This window comes from Stieleria varia (assembly GCF_038443385.1).
Taxonomy (GTDB): domain Bacteria; phylum Planctomycetota; class Planctomycetia; order Pirellulales; family Pirellulaceae; genus Stieleria; species Stieleria varia.
In genome coordinates this window covers 6,349,931-6,369,109 of sequence record NZ_CP151726.1, presented here as the reverse complement: position 1 = coordinate 6,369,109, position 19,179 = coordinate 6,349,931, and the positions used below count along the sequence as shown (strand labels likewise).

At 55.2% G+C, this 19,179-nt stretch carries 23 protein-coding genes; 10 read left to right on the top strand and 13 right to left on the bottom strand.

What is annotated here, in order from left to right; translation table 11 throughout:
• Positions 1–74 precede the first annotated feature (74 nt).
• Both Pla52nx_RS21655 and Pla52nx_RS21650 read left to right on the top strand, forming a co-directional pair.
• Positions 75–1,511: a lactate utilization protein B gene (locus Pla52nx_RS21655; RefSeq protein ID WP_146520702.1), complete on the top strand. Its 1,437-nt coding sequence runs from the start codon at positions 75–77 to the stop codon at positions 1,509–1,511.
• Positions 1,508–2,131: a LutC/YkgG family protein gene (locus tag Pla52nx_RS21650; RefSeq protein WP_231742045.1), complete on the top strand. Its 624-nt coding sequence runs from the start codon at positions 1,508–1,510 to the stop codon at positions 2,129–2,131. The genes Pla52nx_RS21655 and Pla52nx_RS21650 overlap by 4 nt, the downstream gene beginning before the upstream one ends.
• 375 nt (positions 2,132–2,506) lie before the next feature.
• Here Pla52nx_RS21650 and Pla52nx_RS21645 read toward each other — a convergent pair whose 3' ends face one another.
• Both Pla52nx_RS21645 and Pla52nx_RS21640 read right to left on the bottom strand, forming a co-directional pair.
• The gene (locus Pla52nx_RS21645; protein ID WP_146520703.1) at positions 2,507–3,382 is read right to left on the bottom strand and encodes an SHOCT domain-containing protein; all 876 of its coding nucleotides are present in this window, start codon (positions 3,380–3,382) and stop codon (positions 2,507–2,509) included.
• Between the two features lie 183 nt (positions 3,383–3,565).
• On the bottom strand, positions 3,566–3,970 hold the full coding sequence (locus tag Pla52nx_RS21640; protein WP_146520704.1) for a hypothetical protein: 405 nt from the start codon (positions 3,968–3,970) through the stop codon (positions 3,566–3,568).
• Positions 3,971–4,146: 176 nt separating this feature from the next.
• On the opposite strand from Pla52nx_RS21640, the gene Pla52nx_RS21635 reads away from it, so the two are divergent.
• Positions 4,147–4,656: a cell division protein FtsH gene (locus Pla52nx_RS21635; RefSeq protein WP_146520705.1), complete on the top strand. Its 510-nt coding sequence runs from the start codon at positions 4,147–4,149 to the stop codon at positions 4,654–4,656.
• A 5-nt stretch (positions 4,657–4,661) separates the two neighbouring features.
• On the opposite strand, the gene Pla52nx_RS21630 is transcribed toward Pla52nx_RS21635, so the two are convergent.
• From Pla52nx_RS21630 to Pla52nx_RS21580, 11 genes are all read right to left on the bottom strand, one after another.
• The gene (locus Pla52nx_RS21630; RefSeq protein WP_146520706.1) at positions 4,662–5,543 is read right to left on the bottom strand and encodes a hypothetical protein; all 882 of its coding nucleotides are present in this window, start codon (positions 5,541–5,543) and stop codon (positions 4,662–4,664) included.
• A gap of 7 nt (positions 5,544–5,550) precedes the next feature.
• Entirely contained in the window at positions 5,551–6,510 is a 960-nt protein-coding gene (locus tag Pla52nx_RS21625; RefSeq protein WP_146520707.1) for a hypothetical protein, read from the bottom strand.
• Positions 6,507–6,725 carry a hypothetical protein gene (locus Pla52nx_RS21620; RefSeq protein WP_146520708.1) on the bottom strand — a complete coding sequence of 73 codons (219 nt, stop codon included), beginning with the start codon at positions 6,723–6,725 and terminating at the stop codon, positions 6,507–6,509. Before Pla52nx_RS21620 ends, Pla52nx_RS21625 begins: the two co-directional genes overlap by 4 nt.
• Positions 6,710–7,420, bottom strand: a complete 711-nt coding sequence (locus tag Pla52nx_RS21615) for a sigma-70 family RNA polymerase sigma factor (protein WP_146520709.1) — start codon at positions 7,418–7,420, stop codon at positions 6,710–6,712. Before Pla52nx_RS21615 ends, Pla52nx_RS21620 begins: the two co-directional genes overlap by 16 nt.
• Positions 7,421–7,433: 13 nt before the next feature.
• A complete protein-coding gene (locus tag Pla52nx_RS21610) occupies positions 7,434–7,691 on the bottom strand; it encodes a hypothetical protein (protein WP_146520710.1) in 258 nt (85 codons plus the stop codon).
• 11 nt (positions 7,692–7,702) lie between these two features.
• Positions 7,703–9,838 carry a flagellar biosynthesis protein FlhA gene (gene flhA, locus Pla52nx_RS21605; RefSeq protein ID WP_146520711.1) on the bottom strand — a complete coding sequence of 712 codons (2,136 nt, stop codon included), beginning with the start codon at positions 9,836–9,838 and terminating at the stop codon, positions 7,703–7,705.
• 12 nt (positions 9,839–9,850) lie between these two features.
• On the bottom strand, positions 9,851–10,570 hold the full coding sequence (gene fliP / locus Pla52nx_RS21600) for a flagellar type III secretion system pore protein FliP (RefSeq protein ID WP_146520712.1): 720 nt from the start codon (positions 10,568–10,570) through the stop codon (positions 9,851–9,853).
• Between the two features lie 44 nt (positions 10,571–10,614).
• Positions 10,615–11,679 carry a hypothetical protein gene (locus Pla52nx_RS21595; protein WP_146520713.1) on the bottom strand — a complete coding sequence of 355 codons (1,065 nt, stop codon included), beginning with the start codon at positions 11,677–11,679 and terminating at the stop codon, positions 10,615–10,617.
• 91 nt (positions 11,680–11,770) lie between these two features.
• Positions 11,771–12,166, bottom strand: a complete 396-nt coding sequence (locus Pla52nx_RS21590) for a FliM/FliN family flagellar motor switch protein (RefSeq protein WP_146520714.1) — start codon at positions 12,164–12,166, stop codon at positions 11,771–11,773.
• Positions 12,163–12,912, bottom strand: a complete 750-nt coding sequence (locus tag Pla52nx_RS21585; RefSeq protein ID WP_197454686.1) for a FliM/FliN family flagellar motor switch protein — start codon at positions 12,910–12,912, stop codon at positions 12,163–12,165. Before Pla52nx_RS21585 ends, Pla52nx_RS21590 begins: the two co-directional genes overlap by 4 nt.
• A gap of 119 nt (positions 12,913–13,031) precedes the next feature.
• Positions 13,032–13,559 (bottom strand): flagellar basal body-associated FliL family protein, encoded by a 528-nt coding sequence (locus Pla52nx_RS21580; RefSeq protein ID WP_146520716.1) that lies wholly within the window; start codon positions 13,557–13,559, stop codon positions 13,032–13,034.
• Between the two features lie 256 nt (positions 13,560–13,815).
• Here Pla52nx_RS21580 and Pla52nx_RS21575 point away from each other — a divergent pair, with 256 nt between their 5' ends.
• From Pla52nx_RS21575 to Pla52nx_RS21545, 7 genes are all read left to right on the top strand, one after another.
• Positions 13,816–14,532, top strand: coding sequence for a flagellar hook-basal body protein (locus Pla52nx_RS21575; protein WP_146520717.1), 717 nt, complete (start codon positions 13,816–13,818; stop codon positions 14,530–14,532).
• Positions 14,533–14,558: 26 nt separating this feature from the next.
• Complete coding sequence (gene flgG, locus Pla52nx_RS21570; RefSeq protein WP_146520718.1) at positions 14,559–15,338, top strand: flagellar basal-body rod protein FlgG; 780 nt, start codon at positions 14,559–14,561, stop codon at positions 15,336–15,338.
• Entirely contained in the window at positions 15,335–16,366 is a 1,032-nt protein-coding gene (flgA, locus tag Pla52nx_RS21565; RefSeq protein ID WP_146520719.1) for a flagellar basal body P-ring formation chaperone FlgA, read from the top strand. The genes flgG and flgA overlap by 4 nt, the downstream gene beginning before the upstream one ends.
• Entirely contained in the window at positions 16,363–17,004 is a 642-nt protein-coding gene (locus Pla52nx_RS21560) for a flagellar basal body L-ring protein FlgH (protein WP_146520720.1), read from the top strand. Before flgA ends, Pla52nx_RS21560 begins: the two co-directional genes overlap by 4 nt.
• A gap of 80 nt (positions 17,005–17,084) precedes the next feature.
• Positions 17,085–18,209, top strand: a complete 1,125-nt coding sequence (locus Pla52nx_RS21555; RefSeq protein WP_197454687.1) for a flagellar basal body P-ring protein FlgI — start codon at positions 17,085–17,087, stop codon at positions 18,207–18,209.
• Between the two features lie 30 nt (positions 18,210–18,239).
• Positions 18,240–18,611: a rod-binding protein gene (locus Pla52nx_RS21550; protein WP_146520722.1), complete on the top strand. Its 372-nt coding sequence runs from the start codon at positions 18,240–18,242 to the stop codon at positions 18,609–18,611.
• Positions 18,612–18,655: 44 nt separating this feature from the next.
• Positions 18,656–19,177 (top strand): hypothetical protein, encoded by a 522-nt coding sequence (locus Pla52nx_RS21545; protein ID WP_146520723.1) that lies wholly within the window; start codon positions 18,656–18,658, stop codon positions 19,175–19,177.
• Positions 19,178–19,179 lie beyond the last annotated feature (2 nt).

The window sequence follows — 19,179 nt, the reverse complement described above, 5'->3', positions numbered from 1 at the left end:
ACTTTTGATTTTTGAGCGGTTGGGTTGAATTTGATTCGCGAATTTCACTTCCCTCAAAACTACACTATTTGCGTATGCTGCCGATCGTCCAACATCCCGAAGCCGCCCGCCCCTTCGTCACCGACGAAAACCGGTCACCGTGGCATGACTCCGCCCTCTGGTTCGTCCGCAGCAAACGCGACAAGCAAGCCGCATCGGTTCCCGAATGGGAATATCTCCGCAGCGTTGCGTCCGGCATCAAGACGCACACCATTGCCCACTTACCGTTCTATCTACGCGAGTTCGAAAAGAACGCGACCGCACGTGGCGCCGTGGTGCACTGGGCCAAAGATGCCGCTGAGCACAACGAAATCGTGCTCAGTATCTTGCGAGCCAACAAGACACAACGGATCGTCAAGAGCAAGTCGATGTTGACCGAGGAATGTGGCTTGAACCATTTCCTGGAGGACAACGGCATCGATGTGGTCGACACCGATTTGGGCGAACGCATCGTTCAACTGCGTGGCGAAACCCCCAGCCACATCGTGTTGCCAGCGATTCATATCAAGAAGGAAGAAGTCGGTGAGACGTTTCACGATCACCTGGGCACGGACCAAGGTGCCTCTGACCCGCAGTACTTGACCGAAGCCGCTCGCGGCCACCTGCGTGGCAAATTTCTCTCCGGCGAAATCGGCATCACCGGTGTCAATTTTGCCATCGCGGAAACCGGCGGCTTTGTCGTCTGCACTAACGAAGGCAACGCGGACTTGGGCGTCTCGCTGCCGCGTGTCCATATCGCTTGCATGGGAATGGAAAAGCTGATTCCCAGGCAACGCGACCTCGGCGTTTTCACACGCTTGCTGGCACGCTCGGCGACCGGTCAACCGATCACCAGTTACACTTCACACTTTTTCGGACCACGCGACGAGAATAGCGAACTGCACATCATCTTGGTCGACAACGGACGCACCAAACTGCGCGAGAGCGATACCTTTCGTAGCGCGCTTCACTGCATCCGCTGCGGCGCGTGCATGAATACGTGTCCCGTCTTTCGTCGCAGCGGCGGTCACAGCTATCGCGCCACGGTCCCCGGACCGATCGGCTCGGTCCTGTCTCCCGCCCGCGATGCCTCCCAATACAAAAGCTTGCCCTACGCTTGCAGCCTGTGTGGTTCTTGCACCGACGTCTGCCCGGTCAAGATTCCTTTGCATCATCAACTGCTGGCTTGGCGTGGTGAACTTGTCGGGAAAGGACTCTTGCCGTGGAGCAAACGAGTTTCGATGAAATTTGCATCAGCACTCTTTCAACATCCTCGTCTGTTTGCACTCTCGGGTCGAATCGGGCGAACCGCACTACGGATCCTGCCGCACTGGATGACGCATAACCGGCTGAACACTTGGACGATTGCTCGCGAGTTACCCAAGCCGCCGCGTGAATCGTTTTCTCAGTGGTACCAACGCAACCGAGGTGGCGAGTCGAAACTTGATTCGCGATCGGATTCCGGCAACCCGACGATGGAGACCCGGCGATGAAAACTCCTGTCATGAAAGCGCACACGCGTAGCCGCCAAGCCATCCTAGACGCGTTGGACTCCAGCCCCACGACGGTCCCGCCGCTGCCCGAACTGGACGTGCAGCAACTCACCACCTTTGACGATCCGCTGGGCCAGTTCATCCAATCGCTGGCGTTCGTAGGCGGGGAAGCACACGTGATCGATCGTCCGGAAAAGGCCTATGAGATCCTCAGCGGCATTCCCGCTTTCAGCAATGCCAAGCAGATTGCATCTGTTGTCCCCGAAGCGGTCCAGGGAAACGTGGATGCGGCGAGTTTCGAGGACCCTCACGCGTTATCGGGGCTGGATTGGACGATCGCCCGTGGCGAGTTCATGGTGGCCGAGAACGGTGCGATTTGGGTCGACGGCGAAACGCTGCCCCATCGCGTGATGATCTTCATCGCTCAATACTTGGCGATCGTCGTGCCCCGCGGCCAGATCGTTTGCAACATGCATCAAGCGTACGAGCGAGTGGGCAAAGTCAACGCGGCGTTCGGCATCTTTGTCTCCGGCCCGAGCAAGACTGCGGACATCGAACAGTCGCTCGTCCTCGGTGCCCACGGTTGCCGCAAACTCCAAGTCTTCATCGTCGGCGAGTAGCGAACCCGGCCACGTGTCGTGAAAAGCAACCGGTAATGGGATTCGCCAGAATTCCCTTCCCAAGGGTTTTCTGGCGAAACCCACTACTTCGGAAAGCCTGGACTGCTCAAAGTTTGGTGTTGTGTCTTTTTGGGTTTACGCAAGTTTATGTCCCTACTGCCGGCGCAACTGGTTGCCCAGTGAGCCTCAGGCGCTAGCCGTGGGCCTGAGGCGGATTGTGGTGCCGGCCCACGGCTAGCGCCTGAGGCGGATTGTGGTGCCGGCCCACGGCTAGCGCCTGAGGCTCACTTTGATTGCGATGCATGGAACGAAAACATGGACTGAAAAAACAATGTCAACCCCAAACGTTGAGCAGTCCACGGCAAGCCCCGCCCGTTACAGCCGGCTCAGCAAATCCGCTTTCTTTGCGTTGAACTCGTCTTCCGTCAAAATGCCTTGCGATTTCAGATCGCCGAGTTTCGACAGTGCATGCAGGATTTCATCGGATGACTGAGCCAGACATGACGATGCGGAGGGCGGCTGTGATGCGCCACTTGCAGGCTCGCTGTATTCTGGAGTTGTCGTTTTTGTGGCCGTCGACATCTCCATCGGCGCAGGAATCGGCGGCGTCTGCACGCTTTGTCCGTTTCGAGAAACAACGGGCAACGCTGACAGATTCACGACGCCGTATTGACTGGTGAACGTGATCGAGCTGCCCATTCCCTGCTGCTGCGAAAACCCGCCAATATGGTGATCCAGCGTGTCGTATACCCAAACTTCGTTTCCCGTCTTGACCGCCAAGCGACACAATCCGGCAAAGTAAGCGTAGCGGACGTTGTTTTGCGAACCCAAGGAGTTGGGCGATCCAAGCTCTGAAGGCCACCACTGGGATTCCGGATCAGGGACGAAGAGACTGGATTGTCCTTGCTGACCACCGGTCGACTGTGCCTGATGTCCACTGCCGCCTTGGCTCTGGGATTGAAAGCTCCCTGATTGCATCATGCCCGGCTGGCTTCTCATGTCACTTGAGATCTCGCCACAGATCGAGCTGACGCTGCCCTTGAGACTGTTGTTGAACATGTCCCCCACCATCGTCATCCCGCCCTGCATCCACTGACCGGAACCGCCGAACTCCGGATGATTGAACTGAGCCATCGATCCATTGCCGTTGTACACGGCGACCATCATGTGCCGGATCGCATCCAGGCTGAATCCGTATCGGCGAGAAAGGTTTTCAGCGAGTTGTTCGCCTTCGGGGCTGAGTTGCTGCATGAATCTGATTGCTCAGTGAGAGAACGTATTGCGAGAATCGCCAGTCGATCATCTATGTTCTAGTCCCAAGATGCCCGACGTGTCATCGCAAAATCAATGCAGCGTGTTAACGCCCGATCACGTCCCCAATCGCCATCTACCGGCACCTTTCTCGGCACTACCAAAAACGGGCCGGATCTTTCTTCACCACTGCCCCAGCAATCCCTTGAGGATTCTCATCGTTCGACGAACGCCATCGGGGCCGACGCGTGAGCCGTGCCCAGGGCCTTCGTCATCAGTGAACGCGACCCAGTCGCCTGGTCCAAAAAAGGTTTCCTGCAACTGTCCCGGCTGACCGACCGTCACGAAGAACCCACCTTCGTGGACTTCTTGCAAATAAGTGACCGGACCGTGCTGATCATGGTGGGCCGCATTATGCAAGTCACGTGTCAATCCTGCGTCCAGATTCTGCTCCACCGTGTCGATCACTCGTTGATCGATCTCGGCTCGATCCACGGTCAGGTCCACGATCTGTGTGTACTTTTCTGGGGAGTCACCACAACAAACCACTCGCAGCGTCAGCGCATCCATCTCGTTTCCTATTTTCAATACAGTGGGGAAGCTAGTGATCGCGATCTTAGCGTCGTGAATCGCTCTCCGGCAATGGCCGATCGCAACGCCCGATCGCCACCCCCGATCGCAATGGGTGCGAACCTGATTCTTCACCCAACATCCGACGACGGCTGGCTGTCTGAGCATCGCGACACGGACTACAATCCCACCCCATGAATGACGAGACCGGTGCACAGAATTTGAGCGACGATGCAATCCGACATCGGTTGGCGACCGCCTATCACGAAGCCGGCCATGCGGTGATGGCGTTGTCGCTGGGACGTTTGATTCAGAAAATCACCATCGAACCGAGCAAGACTGCGACGGGCATCTCGCGACTCGGGCTATGCGAGTTTCGCAAGGGCCGATCCAAAGCATCAAAGACACTGTTGGACGATCAAGTGTTGATCCTCTTTGCCGGCATGGTCGCAGAAGCTCGTTTTACGGGCGAGTACTGCCAGGCCGGTGCCGCACAAGACTTGCGAGAAATCAGAAATTTACTCGCGAACCGTGCCAGCAACGAACGTCAACTGGAAAAGCTCCAGCGGCGTATGCTGGAAAAAACCGAGCATCTGCTGTTCGACGAAACGCTCGTTCGCGCCATCGAATCCATTGCCTTGGAGTTGATGCAAAAGACGACCATCAGCGGTCGCGCCGCTCGGCATCTTTTCGAACACGCTTGACCGGGTCAGCGAAGCATGCTGGCTGATGACGAATCAACACCCCACACCGATGCGATCGATTTTGCTGCTCGCGCGGCGGCAAAGTCAATGAAACGGCTCGGGGTATGCCGATGGATGTCCATTGCCTCATGCGGATTACCCGTGGCGGCAAAGTATTTGTAGGCGAAACCGGTGACTGGGTTTTGCAGATCCACGGTGGCCGAAGTAGAAACCAATGCGACAGCGTCATTGATGTTCACCAACAGCATCGAGAACTCCAGTCGCATCGGATCATAACCCGAGAAGCGTTCCACGTCGCAGTACAATACCGCATCCGCCTGGTGCTCGATCGACAACGCGACGAGTTGGTGTTCGTCGAACACACCACGACGCATCGGTAGGCTGATGTTGCATTGGTAGCGATCGGTGATCACGACGTCGAACAATCGGGTAGCCCTCAATTCACTTGCGATCGCCTCCGCAAACCCGTCTTGTTCTTGAACTCGATCCTGACGATTCCTTGGCCGAACGATGACGATTCGCTCCGGTATGTTCGTGGCAGCGAATCGTGACACGGCTTGACTGACGACGATGCCATCTGATTTCGGTCGGCAGCACTTGTGTTCCTCTGCGAAGCCACTTGAAAACAGCGTCATCGCAGTCGCAAGAACCAGCATGGCACGGCAACCCAGGGTCACGCCGATATTGGAGCCGAGAGACTTTAGGAACGACAATCCATTTGTTAACGCATCTGGTAGTGGGATTCGCCAGAATTCCTTTCGAACAGGATTCCTGGCGAAATCCACCACGCCACCTATTGATGATGCGTTGCTAAGCTGTTGTCCTTGCAAGCCGCATTGCGCTGGCCGCCGGTGTCGCAAGCCCCCGGGCTTTTCAATCTTTGTCATGGATTCACTATTGCGCATTGAGTTCTCGAACCAAAACATCATCGAGTTCCTCGCGGATCGCGTTCAAGACTTGATCGGTCTCACGAACGTAGCGTTTGTTTTCTCGATCCATCTCTGCGACCTGACGTTCCAGCTCGACGTTTCTGGCATCGGCCGCATCGAGCTGCACTTTGGCTTGTACCATCGCCAACTTCGTCCGCTCCAGCAACGCTTGGGTCGCTGCAAGCTCTTGCTTTAGCCTCTGGTTGTCCCCCAAGACGGATTGCCTTGATGCCCTCAGTGCTTCATTTTCTCTCGTCAGTCGAATGGCGTGCTCGGTCGCCGTGATTTGGCGTTGCCCCAGTTGAGTGCCGTGAAAACGATCCCCCAATTCGATCGAGAGGGCTTCATGATCGGACGCCAAGATAGGCTCGGGCGGCAATTGTCCTGACGACGGTGGCGGAGTGGAACGCGGAACCATGGGAATCCCGTCCACGTTGCCGGGCAACTCAGGCAACATGGAATCACCGGAGGCCGTTGCGTTCCCCGGTTGCGGATATCGTTGCGAGCCGCTTGCAGCGGGATGTTGGTTGGCTACACCAGAATCAGACGCCAGTCGCGCGACGCCTCGATCTTGCGTTATCTGCTGAGAACCGTAGCGTACATCACCCTGTGTTGCATCGGGATCACCAGCCGGATTGGCGCCATAGCTTTGCCGAACGTAGCCTTGATCGTTTTTCCCTGGGGAATAGTTTAGATCCGTTTGCCCGGGTGCCTCCCCAGCGGCGCATTGGCGACACAGTGAGCGATCGAGCTTCGCTTTCAGGGAGTGCTGAAACTGCTCAATCTTCTCCAGCAGCCCTCTTTTTCGAGCGACGCTGTCAGCTTCCTGAGCCTGCAACGATTTGTTCATCAAGACGTTGCAGACACTCAAGATCCCCAGCGCGGCGAAGATCCACAAGCGATGTTTCTCAAATGATCCGTTCATGCTGAAACCTCGCCGTAGGCGCAGTCCAATGTGATGACTTGACCGCACGCGCAAGTCACGACGATCGACTCGATCTTGTCTCCCTGTTTTCGAATCTCGATCTTTGGCTGAGCCGAATCGCTCGCGCGTCGGCCAACCATCGCCGTAGATCGCATCGTCGATGGGGAGTGGCAGGCGACGTCAGTGACGTTCACGGGGCTTACATTGTCTTGCATCGGATCGCCTCTTTGATTCTGAATAACGCGGTCGCCATGATTCGAGAGATACGGGGCACGGAAAGCCCCAACACCTCTCCGATCTCGGGCATATTGAGTTCGTCCCGGTGGTACATGGTCACGACCATGCGTTCTTGCTCACCGAGACTTTCGATTTCGCTGGCCACCAACTCATTCAATTCAGCCATTTCGAGTGCATGCTCGGGACTATCAACGTTGTGCCGCCAACTGTCGTGTACGACATCGGACAGATCGTTCCAGTCATCCGGCTTGATGAACCGCAACGCCTCCAAGCAATCGATGACTTGTTTCAGTTTCAATCCCGAATGCTCAGCCAATTGCTCCGGCGTGACCGGCGGCTCCAATGACTCGTAAACGCGTCGCACCATGCCGATGTGCTTGAGCACCATTTGTGAGACGGGCTGCAGGGCACGGAGTTCATCGACGATAGCGCCGCGGATGGCTGGGTAGGCAAAGGTTCGGAACGAAACGCCACGCGAGGGATCATACTGATTGGCGGCTTTGACCAGCCCCAGGATGCCGGCCGAATGCAGATTCTCTCTTTCATCAGGATCTGTGATGGTGAAATCCATCGTACTGAGAATCCGCGCAACGAACGGCACGTTGTCTAGGATCAATTGATCCAGACTCTCCTGTGACGCTCGTCTATATTTCTCGGTCAGTGCGTGATTCATTCGATCCGTCTTCCTAGCGTCGCTGGACGACGGTGTGGCGTTGTTTGTATTCAGTGTCCGCCATCTTGACGATGCTCAGACCGATCGAAACAACACTGCCAAGCAAGACTGATGAGCTGAAGGAACGAACGAAAATCACAAAGGGCTCCAGACGCAGCGCCACTCCCACCAGAGTGACAAACGTCCCTGTCAGTAGCCCGACATACATCCCCATCGGGAATGACTGTTTGATGCGCAATCGCTGTCGTCTTGTCAGCTTTTTCTCTGCCACGGTGTCTCGTCCTAGGTCGTGGAATCGCTACCTTCATGCAGCGTTTTCAAATTGAACTCAGTCTCCGGCGTGCCCGCTGAAATGACTTCGTCGTAGCTGACGATGCCCATGGTGTTGATCAACAGATCGGGTGGGATTTCACTGTAGGAAATGACTGAAATCTCCGGCAGCGATCGAAAGATGGTTCGGTACAAGGGATAGCGAATCGATGAATCGACCAGCACCGCTGCGGTTTCATTCTTCAATCGAGACTTCTCCCACTTGGCCTGCAGCGTCTGTACCAAGCGTTCCAGTTCGTGCGGCTGCATGACGATCGATTCCGGGTTGACGCTTTGACGGAATCGATGCTCCAGTCTTGGCTCCAGGATGATCACGCGAACGCGTCCGTCATCGCCACGGAAACGGTCGCAGATGAGGTGCCCGATCGAGCCACGGATGCGTTCGGTCAATTGCACCGGGTCCTTGACTTGCGGCCCATGCTGGACAGCGGACTCGATGATCTTTTCCAATGCCGTGATCGGGATTCCTTCACGTAGCAAGTAAACCAAGACCTGATGGAGCGTGGACGGTCGCACCGTGTCGGGTTTGATCTCCTCCACCGTCGTCGGGGCGATTTCCTTGAGTTTGTCCAACATCATTTGCAAGTCCTGGCGACTGAGCAATTCATGCGCATGCTTCCTCAGGACTTCGCTCAAGTGTGTGATCAAGACGGTCGGTGCATCGACGACGGTATACCCCAACATCTCCGCGCGTCGACGAAGCGTTTCGGGGATCCATTTGGCCGGCAAGTCGAATGCCGGGTCTCGCGTTTCTTGCCCTTCCAGATCAGCAGTGATATTGCCTGGATTGATAGCCAGATGATGATTCACGATCACAGTCCCCCGTCCAATCTCTCGACCGCAGATCAGAAAACGATACTCGTTGACGTTGATCTGCAGATTGTCTCGAATTCTCGCTTTCGGAATCCAGAACCCGTGTTCTTGAGCAACATCATGTCGAAGAGTGGAAATCCTCTCCGCGATTCCCTTTCCTTTCTTCGGCTCGACCAACGAGATCAAACCGGCGCCGATCTCCACCACAACTCGTTCGGATTGCAGGAATGACTGTAAACCCTTTTCTTCTGGAGTCAGCTCATCCGGCTTGGCAGCCTCTCGTTCTTTGCGGTCATTCGAAGCTTCGTCTGCGACCGCATTGCGTTTGGCTCTGATCACAAACCCGAGGACTCCGATTGCGATCAGCATGAAGGGAATCTTTGGAAACCCGGGGGTCAGGGCCACGAGAAATAGGATCGCTGGCGCCACATACAACGATCGGTATCCGCTGGTGATCTGATCTGTGATTTCGTCGCCAAGGCTCATCTCCGATGCGGATTTTGTGACCAGGATACCTGCACTGGTAGCGATGATTAACGCCGGAATCTGAGACACCAAACCGTCGCCGATCGTCAGAATCGAGTAGACCTGAATGGCATCGCCGAACGATTGACCCTGCCCGATTCCGATCATCACTCCGCCGAGGATATTGACCACCATGATGATCAACCCGGCGATGGCATCGCCACGAACGTACTTGCTGGCACCGTCCATCGCACCGTGGAACTCTGCCTCGCGGGTCAAGTTCGCTCGCCGCACCTTCGCTTCCTTGTCGTCGATCGCACCGGTGTTCAGCTCGGCATCGATTGCCATCTGCTTCCCCGGCATCGCGTCCAAAGTGAATCTCGCATTGACTTCCGAGATCCGTGTCGCACCTTTGGTGATCACGATAAACTGGATGATCACGAGGATCAAAAAGATCACGACGCCGACGATCAGATTGCCACCGACGACAAAGTCACCGAAGGTCAAAACGATCTTTCCGGCATGACCGTCCAGCAAGATCAATCGAGTCGTTGCGACGTTGAGTGACAATCGAAACAACGTCAACAGCAACAACATCGATGGAAAGACGGCGACATCCAGCGGCTTCTTGGCTCCCAACGTCACTAACAAGAGCATGATCGCTGCGGCGATATTGCAGGCCAGGAACATGTCCAACAAGAACGTCGGCAGGGGGATGATCAAGACAACTAGAGTAGCGAGAAACGTCGCGGAAAGCCAAAGCTCGCTACGTTGCAGAAATCCGAAATTCGAGTCGCTATTATTTGCCACGAACTGATTTTCCTACGCGGACGCAAAGCTGGAGACAAGGGCTTTGGCAATCAACTGCCATCCATCCACCAGGACAAACAACAGCAATTTGCAAGGAGTTGAGACCACAACCGGCGGCATCATCATCATGCCCAACGCCATCAGGATGGTTGAGACGACCAAGTCGATCAGCAGAAACGGTATGTAAATGCAGAATCCCATGATGAATGCTGTCTTGAGTTCACTGATGATGAACGCTGGGACCATGATCTTGAGCGGAGTATCGAGTCGTTCTGACGGCGGCGGCGTGTTGGAAAGATCGAAAAACAACGCCAAGTCGTCGGTGCGGGTGTTCAAAATCATGAAGGATTTCAGTTCGACAACCGATGCGCTGACGGCATCGTCCAACCCAAACTCCGCCGCAGGCTCGCCACCATCCTCCACGGGCTTGGCCGATTCCATGAATGGCACGATGGCATTGGAATGGATCGCCTCAAAGGTGGGCGCCATCACAAACATCGTCATGAATAGACTCAAGCCCATCAGGACTTGGTTCGGCGGTATCTCTTGGGTCGAGAGCGCTCGACGCACGAAGGATAAAACGATGATGATCCGAGTGAAGGCGGTCACGCTGACCAGCACAGCGGTTGCAAAACTCAGGGCCCCGACCAGCAGCGCAATCTGGACCGGTGGCGTCAAGTTCGAAAAGAATTCCGATCCTTGTTCGCTCGCGGTGACAGCGTCTCCTAGCATCAGCAAATCCATTTGCCGGGTCCCTTTTTCGTTTTGTCTCGCTCTCAGGCTGCTTGCTTGGCACTGCGAAGCAGCAGGTTGATCAGATTCTGATCGATGTCGCTCGATGACTCCGCCTCAATCGCGTTTCCGCGAGCACTCGCGGACTGGCGACGCTGTGATCGCTGAGATCTCGTTTCCCGTTCCTCGGCGAACTGCATGACATCGTCAAATGACGGGTTCAGTACATTGACGGACTTGATCCCCGTGGAGTCAATTGCAACGACAAACCGATTCTGCATGCCATCCACAACGTGCAGCGTTGCCCCGTTGCTCAGCGGCAATATTTGACTGACGTTCAATTCCTGCGACTCGGACTTGCTCGCGAGTTTTGGAAACCGCGACTTTTGCCAATTCTTGATCATCAACAATGCCCCAAACGCAATTGCAAGCACAAACATCAGGTTGATGCCGATCTTAGTCATCAGGTCACGTGTCGCGTTTGGCTGCTCCGACTCGGCGGCTCGCTCGCGATCAATGAATGACTCGGAGTACGCTGGCGAGGATTGATCCAACAAATGCGAATTCTCAACAGAATCCGCTGCTGCCATCCGTGAGTTCAGATCTTGTAGCCACTGGGCGTCTTTTGGCGACGAGTTGTTGCCCGAGTACTCCTGAGCCATTTCAAAACCGACGGACTGGATCTGACGACTGTCTTGGCGACGCATCTCTGCGGACGCATGGACGACTCGTTGATCTTGAAAAACGTCGCCTGAATTTCGCATTCGATTGACGACATCCGGGCGGCCGGCTTCGAATCGACGAGAGCTTTCGGATCGAGCGTGTTGAGATTCCGGACGGTTGACAGACGGGGCAACGACCTGAACGCTGTGTCGCTGAACAATGGATGCGGGTGGATTCTCGTACTCCCGATTCGGCGTCATCAACGTATCGACGATACTGACCGGAGACGAATCTGTCTCGGCATAACGACCGTACGCGTCGTCCGCCAGATCGCCCTGGTAGCCGGTCGTGGCATTCGTTGATTGTGCATAGATTGACGTGCACGCCAGCGACACACCAAGGGTGACGATCAATCGGGTCAAGATTTGGTTGGATGCTGCAATCATGTCAGATTCTGCGGCTGGAGACGAAGTGGCTTGGCGGACAACGCCGAGTTTGCTGAGGGTTCGCCGGTGGCGAATTCGCGAGGGTAAAACACTAGGTTTGATAGATCTCTTTGATGCGAACGGCAAAGCGATCATCGACCACGACAACTTCACCATTGCCCAGTGGCACACCTTGAGCGACCAGTTCGACGGGCTCTCCGATTTCGCGATCCAGTTCGATCACGGCACCTTCGGTCAAGGCGGCGAGTTCCTGGATGGTGACTTTGGCGCGTCCCAGATGCGCCGTCAGTGACACTTGAACTCCGCCAAATCGCTTCGACTGAAATTTGCCAGGCTGTGTCGTAGGACGTGACGTCTGCTGCTGAAAATCCGGTACTTTCTCGGCGCTGCCTTGGTCCCCGCTGGGCGCCCCGGCGCCGCGTGCGTCCTGGTTCTCGGATTGGGCAACGGCCGCTGCATCATCTTCTGTTCCGACTTCTTCACTCATTGCACTTCTCCGTTTGCTCTTTCGTCGAGACAACAACTGATCTCAATGGACTGTGTGTTGCCCGATCTGCCGGGCCAGCATTTATAGAATGGACGATCGTCGACATAGGCGATGATCGGCTGATCGATTCGCTGATCCAGCTTGATCAGTTGACCGGGTTGCAGAGAAGTCAGGTCCAGCATCGGAATCTTTGCCGTACCGACCACTGCGGTGACATCAATGGGCAAGCTGGCGATCAACCGCTCCGAAGGTTTCGCCGACTCCACCGCGCTGCGTGAATCGACCAACGTGTCCAGCAGATCACAGGTTGGTTGTTTCGGCATGAGCAGATTCAGCTTTGCTTTGCCTTCCTTGAGCGTCACTTCGATCATTGTTTGTGTCATCAGGTCCTTGCTGCGATACAATCTCGTCTTTCGAGGGTCCTTGGCAATCGGGCTCGTTTCGATATTGATTTTCTGAGCCCCCATCCATCCTTCGCACAACGCGTCGCCAAGCTCGGTGATGAACATTTCTGCGAGCGATTGTTCGACGGGCGATAGGTCTCGGTCCCCTTCGGGCCGATCGATCCCCAGCACTTCCGAAACAATGACTTGGTACTCGCTCGCGTCCGCATACAAAAGCATGCTCATTTGGCCTTCAAAATCGGCAACGGTATAGAGGCTTTCCTTCGACACCGCCTCAAGTGCTTTGCCATAGGACTCCGTACTGACGATTCCCATGGACAACTGTGCCGAAAAGCCAGTCATTTCATCCCAAAATTCTGAGAAGAACGACGACGACTTAGCAACCCAGTCGCGAAGCAATATCGCTGTATCATCCAGCGCAGCAATCTCGCGAAAGTCAAACGGACGGGGCTCACCTTTTGTCATTGAACTTTGAAGTCCTTGAACAACACGTCTTGAATACGCTCGATTCCATCTGTGAACAACAGCTCATTGAATTTGCTGTGTATCTCTCTCCGCAGCGTGTTGTGCCCTAGCTTTCCACGTACGTCTTCCAGCGTCTTTTCCCTGAGGTGTGCGATCAGCCAGTTTGTCAGGACGGCGCTCTTGTCTTCGAGCAACAGTTCAATGGCGACCTTCTGGGAATCGGCCACCTGAATTGCAAAGTTACAGGTCACGTACCGGGAGTATCTTGCGTCGTTCAAGTTCACGACGACCTCATCAAAATCGATGAATGCTATCTTCTCGTCTGGCTCCGGAATGTCCATCTTGTCGGGCTGGGGCGGCAGCGAATTCCCTGCAGCAGCGCTATCCGAGGGCAATACGAACATCGCCACGGAAACCCCCGTTCCGATCCCCAGCAGGAACACCAACCCCCATACGATTAGCTTGGACATCATCCCGCCGGACGACTTTTCTTCGCTCGGTTGTTCTGTTGCCTCGTCAGCCATTGCCAAATTCCTGGGGGTTCCTCGTCAACGTTTCTCCGCATCACCATGGCATCAAAATAGACCGATTATGCGGATTATTAGGGTTTATCGACGTCACATTGGAATGACTTGATCAGCCCTCTCGCCATCTGAACTGATTGAGGGTTAACCCTCGACTGTCATCCTGGGCATGTCCGACGCGTGCCTCTGAGCCGACATGGAACTCTATGCAGCATCGTCTGAATAATCGTTACAGGTGCTAGGAGGCAGCCAACTCATGATCAACGGCTTGTACAGCGGTGCTGCCGCGATGGAGACACTCGCCAAGCAGCAGGAGATGATTTCTGCCAACTTGATGCACGTCAATTCAAGCGGCCACCGACGCACTCAAGCGGGGATTCAGCAACGATTTGAGGCAGAAAATCTGGACGCCAGCATCGACCTCGGGCCGGAGGTGGGCACGCTACAGAGAAGCTTTGAGCCAGGACGTCACTTGGAGACGGGCAGACCCCTGGACGTCGCCATCTCCGGGGACGGGTTTCTGGTGTTCGACGTCGATGGCACCGAACACTACTCACGAAATGGACGCCTGTTTCGCAATCCTGAAACCAATCTGCTGATAAATGAAGAGGGTTTTCCTATTCAAGGAGAGAACGGTCCCATCACGATAGACCCGAGTATCTCGGATCGGGATATAGCGATTGCAACCGATGGAACGATCTCTGCAAACGGAGTCGAGCTTGGCAGAATCCAGACCGCAGCATTCGAAGACAACCAGTCTTTGATTCCCGTCGGTATCGCAAGCTTCATCGCGGGCGAGAACTCAGTCAAATCCGACGCCCTCGTTCAGTTGTCGCAGTTCAATCATGAGTTGTCCAACGTTCAGCCGGTGACCGAGCTCATTGCGTTGATTGTCAACAGCCGTCAATACGAAGCGGTCCAAAAGGCGACCCGCGCTCTGTCGGACTCGCTGCAAGAGTACATCCGCGCCTAGTTCATCTCGCTAACCTGGAATATCAAATGCTCAAAGCCTTCTACTCCAGCGCCACGGGGATGCGTGCGCAGGAACTGCTGATTGACAACACCGCTAACAATCTGGCCAACGTCAACACGACCGGATTCAAGAAGAAACACATCAACTTTGCCGACTTGATCTACGACACAAGCAAAGCACCAGGTGCCGCTGCGGCCAACGGTCAGCTCAAACCGATCGGACTTCAAATCGGCAGCGGCGTCCGAGCGGTTGGAACAACGAGCATCTTTTCCCAAGGTTCGCCACAAGAAACCGGGATCGATACCCACATGGCGATTGAGGGCGATGGATTCTTTAAAGTCACAAAGGATGATTTACCGGCTTACACTCGCGACGGCTCCTTTGTCACCAACGAACAAGGTCAGATCGTGAACTCGGATGGCTACTTGCTGGACCCGCAAGTCGCTATCCCAGTGGATGCAACCGATATCTCCATCTCAAGCTCAGGCGTCATCAGCTACCGCATTGCGGGCGTGTCCACGACTGGCCCAAGCATTCAACTAGCGCGATTCGCAAATCCCGCCGGCTTGCAAAACCTCGGCAGCAATCTATACGCCGAAACGGCGGCCTCGGGCCCCGAAACACTTGGCATCCCAGGAACCGCCGGATTTGGACAGCTGCGTCAACGATTCGTAGAAGGCTCCAATGTGGAGGTGGTCTCGGAACTCGTTTCTCTGATCACGGCACAACGTGCCTACGAAGTGAACTCGCGTGCTATTCGCGCCGGCGACGAGATGCTCTCCTCGGCTTCGGACTTGGTACGATGATGATCCAACTCACTCGAATCTTCTCTGCACTGGTGATCGCCATCGCCCTGCTGATGGCTGGCGCAAGAACCGTTCACTGTGCGGATCTACAGATCGTTCTCAAAGAGAACGTTGCCTGCCCGCAGCAGGAATGGATCGTGATCGGCGATGTCGCCGACGTGATTGGCGGAGCACCGATCCAGCGCCAACAGATCGCTCAACTGGATCTCGATCGAGTCGACCACCAAGCCGATCAGTGCGTCATCTCGATGGGGCAAGTCAGAACACGAATCTTGCTGGAAGGCTTTCGCAGAGATCAATTCACAGTCTCGGGAGCACAACAGTCATCGATCCGGTGTGTACCGCTCGGTGCGCCAAGCTTCACGTCACGCGTTCAGGAATCCATCGCAAAAGAAATCGCCAGACAGTTTGCGATGCAGCCCCAATCGATCGCAGTGAGACTGCAGAACGAATCTCAAATTGAGACGCTTTCTGGCAAGCTGACTTCAGACGAGTTTGGCGTCACCGTCGTTGTTCAGCCCCAACTGCCGTTCGGAAAAACACAGATCCAAGTCGAGTTCACACAGCAGACAGGCCAACGATTCTCAATCGTTCTGGACACCCAAGTCATCGTTTCGCTGCCTGTCGCGATCTCGACTCAATCGATCACTCGCGGTACCGCTATCGATGAATCGATGTTCCAAGTGATTCGGCGTCCGATCGCGAGACGCGAGTCGTTTGCATCGCCGGATGCGTTGATCGGGCAAACGGCAACTCGCGACATCGGGGAAAACGAAGTCCTGCTGTCAACCTACTTATCCAATCGCCCGGTGGTGCGCGAGCCACTGGTCAAACGAAATGATCTACTGGACGTGGTCATTGATCTTGACGGCAATGAAATCAGACTCCGCAACGCAAAGGCAATGAGTGCTGGCAGCAAAGGAGACTCGATTGCGGTGCTGAACACCAACTCGAACAAGCAGTTCAGCGCCGTGGTGATTGACAAAAATTTGGCTCGCGTCGAAATCCCCCGAGGAATGATCCGATGACAACGTTGAACCGCACGCATCTGGCCGGAATGCTTGCTTTCGCCGCAATCGTCCTTGCAACGCAACTGCAAAACGCGCGCGCACAAAGCCTCTTCGAACGCCGATCCTCGAATCAAGTTGATCAGTATCGAAACTATGCGGCACACAACCGTGGCGACCTGCTATCGATCTTGATCAATGAAAGCACGGATGTCGCCAATCGTGATGAACGATCCATGGACAAGTCTGGCAGCTCGTCGGTCAGCGGATCGCTTGATTATGGATTCGGCGGCAGCTTGGGCAGCACAGCGGGCGACGGTTCGCTCGGCAAAAGCAGCGCCAGCGCTCGTGAGTTTAGCGGGGATGCTGAGTTTCGAAGCGCACGTCAATTTTCAGATCGCTTCACCGTCACGGTCATGGACGTACTGCCCAACGGCAACTTGGTCATCTCTGGCCAGCGGCGAATTGCTGTCCAAGGCGACGTACGCGAGTTGCAACTTTCAGGCATCGTGCGCCAGTACGACATCTTGCCCAACAACGCGGTGCCGTCGCATTTGGTGGCCAACCTCCGCATCGAGTTGACTCCACAGGGTCCCGAACAGGCCTACACCGGGCAAGGTTGGTTCAGCAAAAAGGTCAACAAGTTCTGGCCTTTCTGATTCTTCTCCTTCACAATTTCAAGAGTCCCATGCATTTCTTCGCCAGCAGATCCGCTCTCGGAACATCAGCACTGTCTACAGTGTTGTGCTGCGCAGTGGTGTACGGACTGTTGATCAATGGTCAACCAGCGCACGGTCAAACACCGCTGCCCGAATACAGCGAAGCGAGAAACTTGCAAGTCGATGATACGGTTCGTGTCAAGGACATCACGTTTCTAGAAGGCGAGCGGGTCAACCACGTTTCCGGCGAAGGACTCGTTTTTGGACTCAGTGGCACAGGCGGCAAAGCTGAGCAGACGCGAGTGATGGCGACCAACTACTTTCTACGTCGCGGCATGCAAGTCGGTACGGTCAACACCAAGAACATGTCCGCCGTGGTGGTCTCTGGAAAAATCCCCGCCTACGCTCGCAAAGGCGAAACCATCTTGGTCACGGTTTCAGTGGTTGACGATGCGTCGAGCCTTCGTGGCGGAACACTCAATCAAACCGCATTGCGTGGTATCGATGACGAGATCTATGCGATAGCCCAAGGTCCAATCATCGGCGGTGGAGTCTCCGCAGGCGGTAATGCGGCATCGTTGCAAAAGAATCATCCGACAGTCGGCGTTTGTGAAGCCATCGTCGAACGTGAAATCGGTTGCGAACAGATCGTTCGACAAGGACGCATCCGACTGGTGCTGCGGAACAAAGCGTATTCCACCGCGACCCAAATCATGAACGCGATCAACGCTGCGTTTCCTGATCACGCGGTGGCGTTGAACTCCGGGACGGTGGAAATCGTCGTGCCTCGGCAATTCTCGCAGTCGCTGCCCGCGTTCATTTCCATGGTCGGATCCGTGCGCGTACAGCCCGACCAACCTGCCCGCGTGGTGATCAACCAAAAAACTGGAACTATCGTGATGGGTCACAACGTCAAGATCTCTCGCGTTCTCTTTGCAAGTGAAAACATCGTAATCGCGACGAGCGAGTCACCCATCGCATCACAGCCTGCACCCTTTTCCGGAGGTGAGACCGCGATCCTGCCTCGTAGCGATGTCGGGATCTTTGAAAGCGGAGGGACCTACAACGTCTGGCGTGGCGGACTGACGGTCGGTGATCTCGCGAATGCCCTGAACACCCTCGCCGTATCCCCCAACACGCTGATCGGTGTGATGACATCTCTGCGAAACCAAGGCGCCTTACAAGCAGAGCTCGTGATCGAGTGACTTTGAGAACCTATTCAGCAAGGAAGCAATATGAATCCGATCTCTGGAGGACTCACATCAGGACTGCTTGATTCCGCCACCGTTACGAATCTCCCTTCGGACGCGATCGCGAGTCGAATGGAATCCGTTGGCACCGAGTTCGAAGGCGTCTTTTTGTCGATGATGGTCAAGGAAATGAGAAACTCCCTCGAAACGGGATTCTTTGGCGAGGAATCGAGCGACACGTACGGCGGTATGTTCGACTTGTTCATCGGCAAACACCTTGCCCAATCGCGACCGCTCGGCATCGCAGAAATGATGCTGGAGCAATACAGCAAGAACCAGGATCGATCCTCGCCGACGGCGTCCGAATCCAGCCCCCAGTCGCCTCTCAATGCTGAAACCGTCTCCAAAACGATTTGATCCCCATGCCATCGGAACCACGGCTCCGACCACAAGGAATCCCAATGCAAACGGCCACCAACCGAAAAATGATCGTGCTGATCCAGCGGCATCTCTCGCGAGAAGCGGATCTGGCCACGTCACTCAATGAGCTGAACACGCGAACCCGCGAACTACTTGGCCGATGCGGCCTGCACGGACCAACAGAGTCCGAGATACATGCACTGGAGCCACTTTTTAATAACCTCCGCACGATTTCTGCAGAGGTCGGCGAGTCTCGAAAAAGAGTCCTCGCTCAAATCCGGCAAGAAACAGGTGACGACACCACAAGCTTGCGAGAATTCATCGAAACCCTGCCGCCTGACGACCGAGACCGCCTGGACGAGTCTCGCCAGAACCTGATCAAAATCACATCGGCATCACAGTCCGAAATGATTCAGATTCAGGCGTCTTTGTTCTACACGTACGATTTTCATCGACGCTATCTCAGCGGAATCCTGCAGTCGGATTCTAACGGAAACCAGTACGGACCCACTGGCACATCCGTCGAACCGCACCCCGGCAATTTGTACAAGCGGACCTGTTAATC

Coding starts and splice junctions, on each gene's coding strand:
- Pla52nx_RS21655 (WP_146520702.1), top strand. CDS start 75: ATGCTGCCGATCGTCCAACATCCCGAAGCCGCCCGCCCCTTCGTCACC.
- Pla52nx_RS21650 (WP_231742045.1), top strand. CDS start 1,508: ATGAAAACTCCTGTCATGAAAGCGCACACGCGTAGCCGCCAAGCCATC.
- Pla52nx_RS21645 (WP_146520703.1), bottom strand. CDS start 3,382: ATGCAGCAACTCAGCCCCGAAGGCGAACAACTCGCTGAAAACCTTTCT.
- Pla52nx_RS21635 (WP_146520705.1), top strand. CDS start 4,147: ATGAATGACGAGACCGGTGCACAGAATTTGAGCGACGATGCAATCCGA.
- Pla52nx_RS21630 (WP_146520706.1), bottom strand. CDS start 5,543: ATGACAAAGATTGAAAAGCCCGGGGGCTTGCGACACCGGCGGCCAGCG.
- Pla52nx_RS21625 (WP_146520707.1), bottom strand. CDS start 6,510: ATGAACGGATCATTTGAGAAACATCGCTTGTGGATCTTCGCCGCGCTG.
- Pla52nx_RS21620 (WP_146520708.1), bottom strand. CDS start 6,725: ATGCAAGACAATGTAAGCCCCGTGAACGTCACTGACGTCGCCTGCCAC.
- Pla52nx_RS21615 (WP_146520709.1), bottom strand. CDS start 7,420: ATGAATCACGCACTGACCGAGAAATATAGACGAGCGTCACAGGAGAGT.
- fliP (WP_146520712.1), bottom strand. CDS start 10,570: ATGCTAGGAGACGCTGTCACCGCGAGCGAACAAGGATCGGAATTCTTT.
- Pla52nx_RS21595 (WP_146520713.1), bottom strand. CDS start 11,679: ATGATTGCAGCATCCAACCAAATCTTGACCCGATTGATCGTCACCCTT.
- Pla52nx_RS21590 (WP_146520714.1), bottom strand. CDS start 12,166: ATGAGTGAAGAAGTCGGAACAGAAGATGATGCAGCGGCCGTTGCCCAA.
- Pla52nx_RS21585 (WP_197454686.1), bottom strand. CDS start 12,912: ATGACTGGCTTTTCGGCACAGTTGTCCATGGGAATCGTCAGTACGGAG.
- Pla52nx_RS21580 (WP_146520716.1), bottom strand. CDS start 13,559: ATGGCTGACGAGGCAACAGAACAACCGAGCGAAGAAAAGTCGTCCGGC.
- Pla52nx_RS21575 (WP_146520717.1), top strand. CDS start 13,816: ATGATCAACGGCTTGTACAGCGGTGCTGCCGCGATGGAGACACTCGCC.
- flgG (WP_146520718.1), top strand. CDS start 14,559: ATGCTCAAAGCCTTCTACTCCAGCGCCACGGGGATGCGTGCGCAGGAA.
- flgA (WP_146520719.1), top strand. CDS start 15,335: ATGATGATCCAACTCACTCGAATCTTCTCTGCACTGGTGATCGCCATC.
- Pla52nx_RS21560 (WP_146520720.1), top strand. CDS start 16,363: ATGACAACGTTGAACCGCACGCATCTGGCCGGAATGCTTGCTTTCGCC.
- Pla52nx_RS21550 (WP_146520722.1), top strand. CDS start 18,240: ATGAATCCGATCTCTGGAGGACTCACATCAGGACTGCTTGATTCCGCC.
- Pla52nx_RS21545 (WP_146520723.1), top strand. CDS start 18,656: ATGCAAACGGCCACCAACCGAAAAATGATCGTGCTGATCCAGCGGCAT.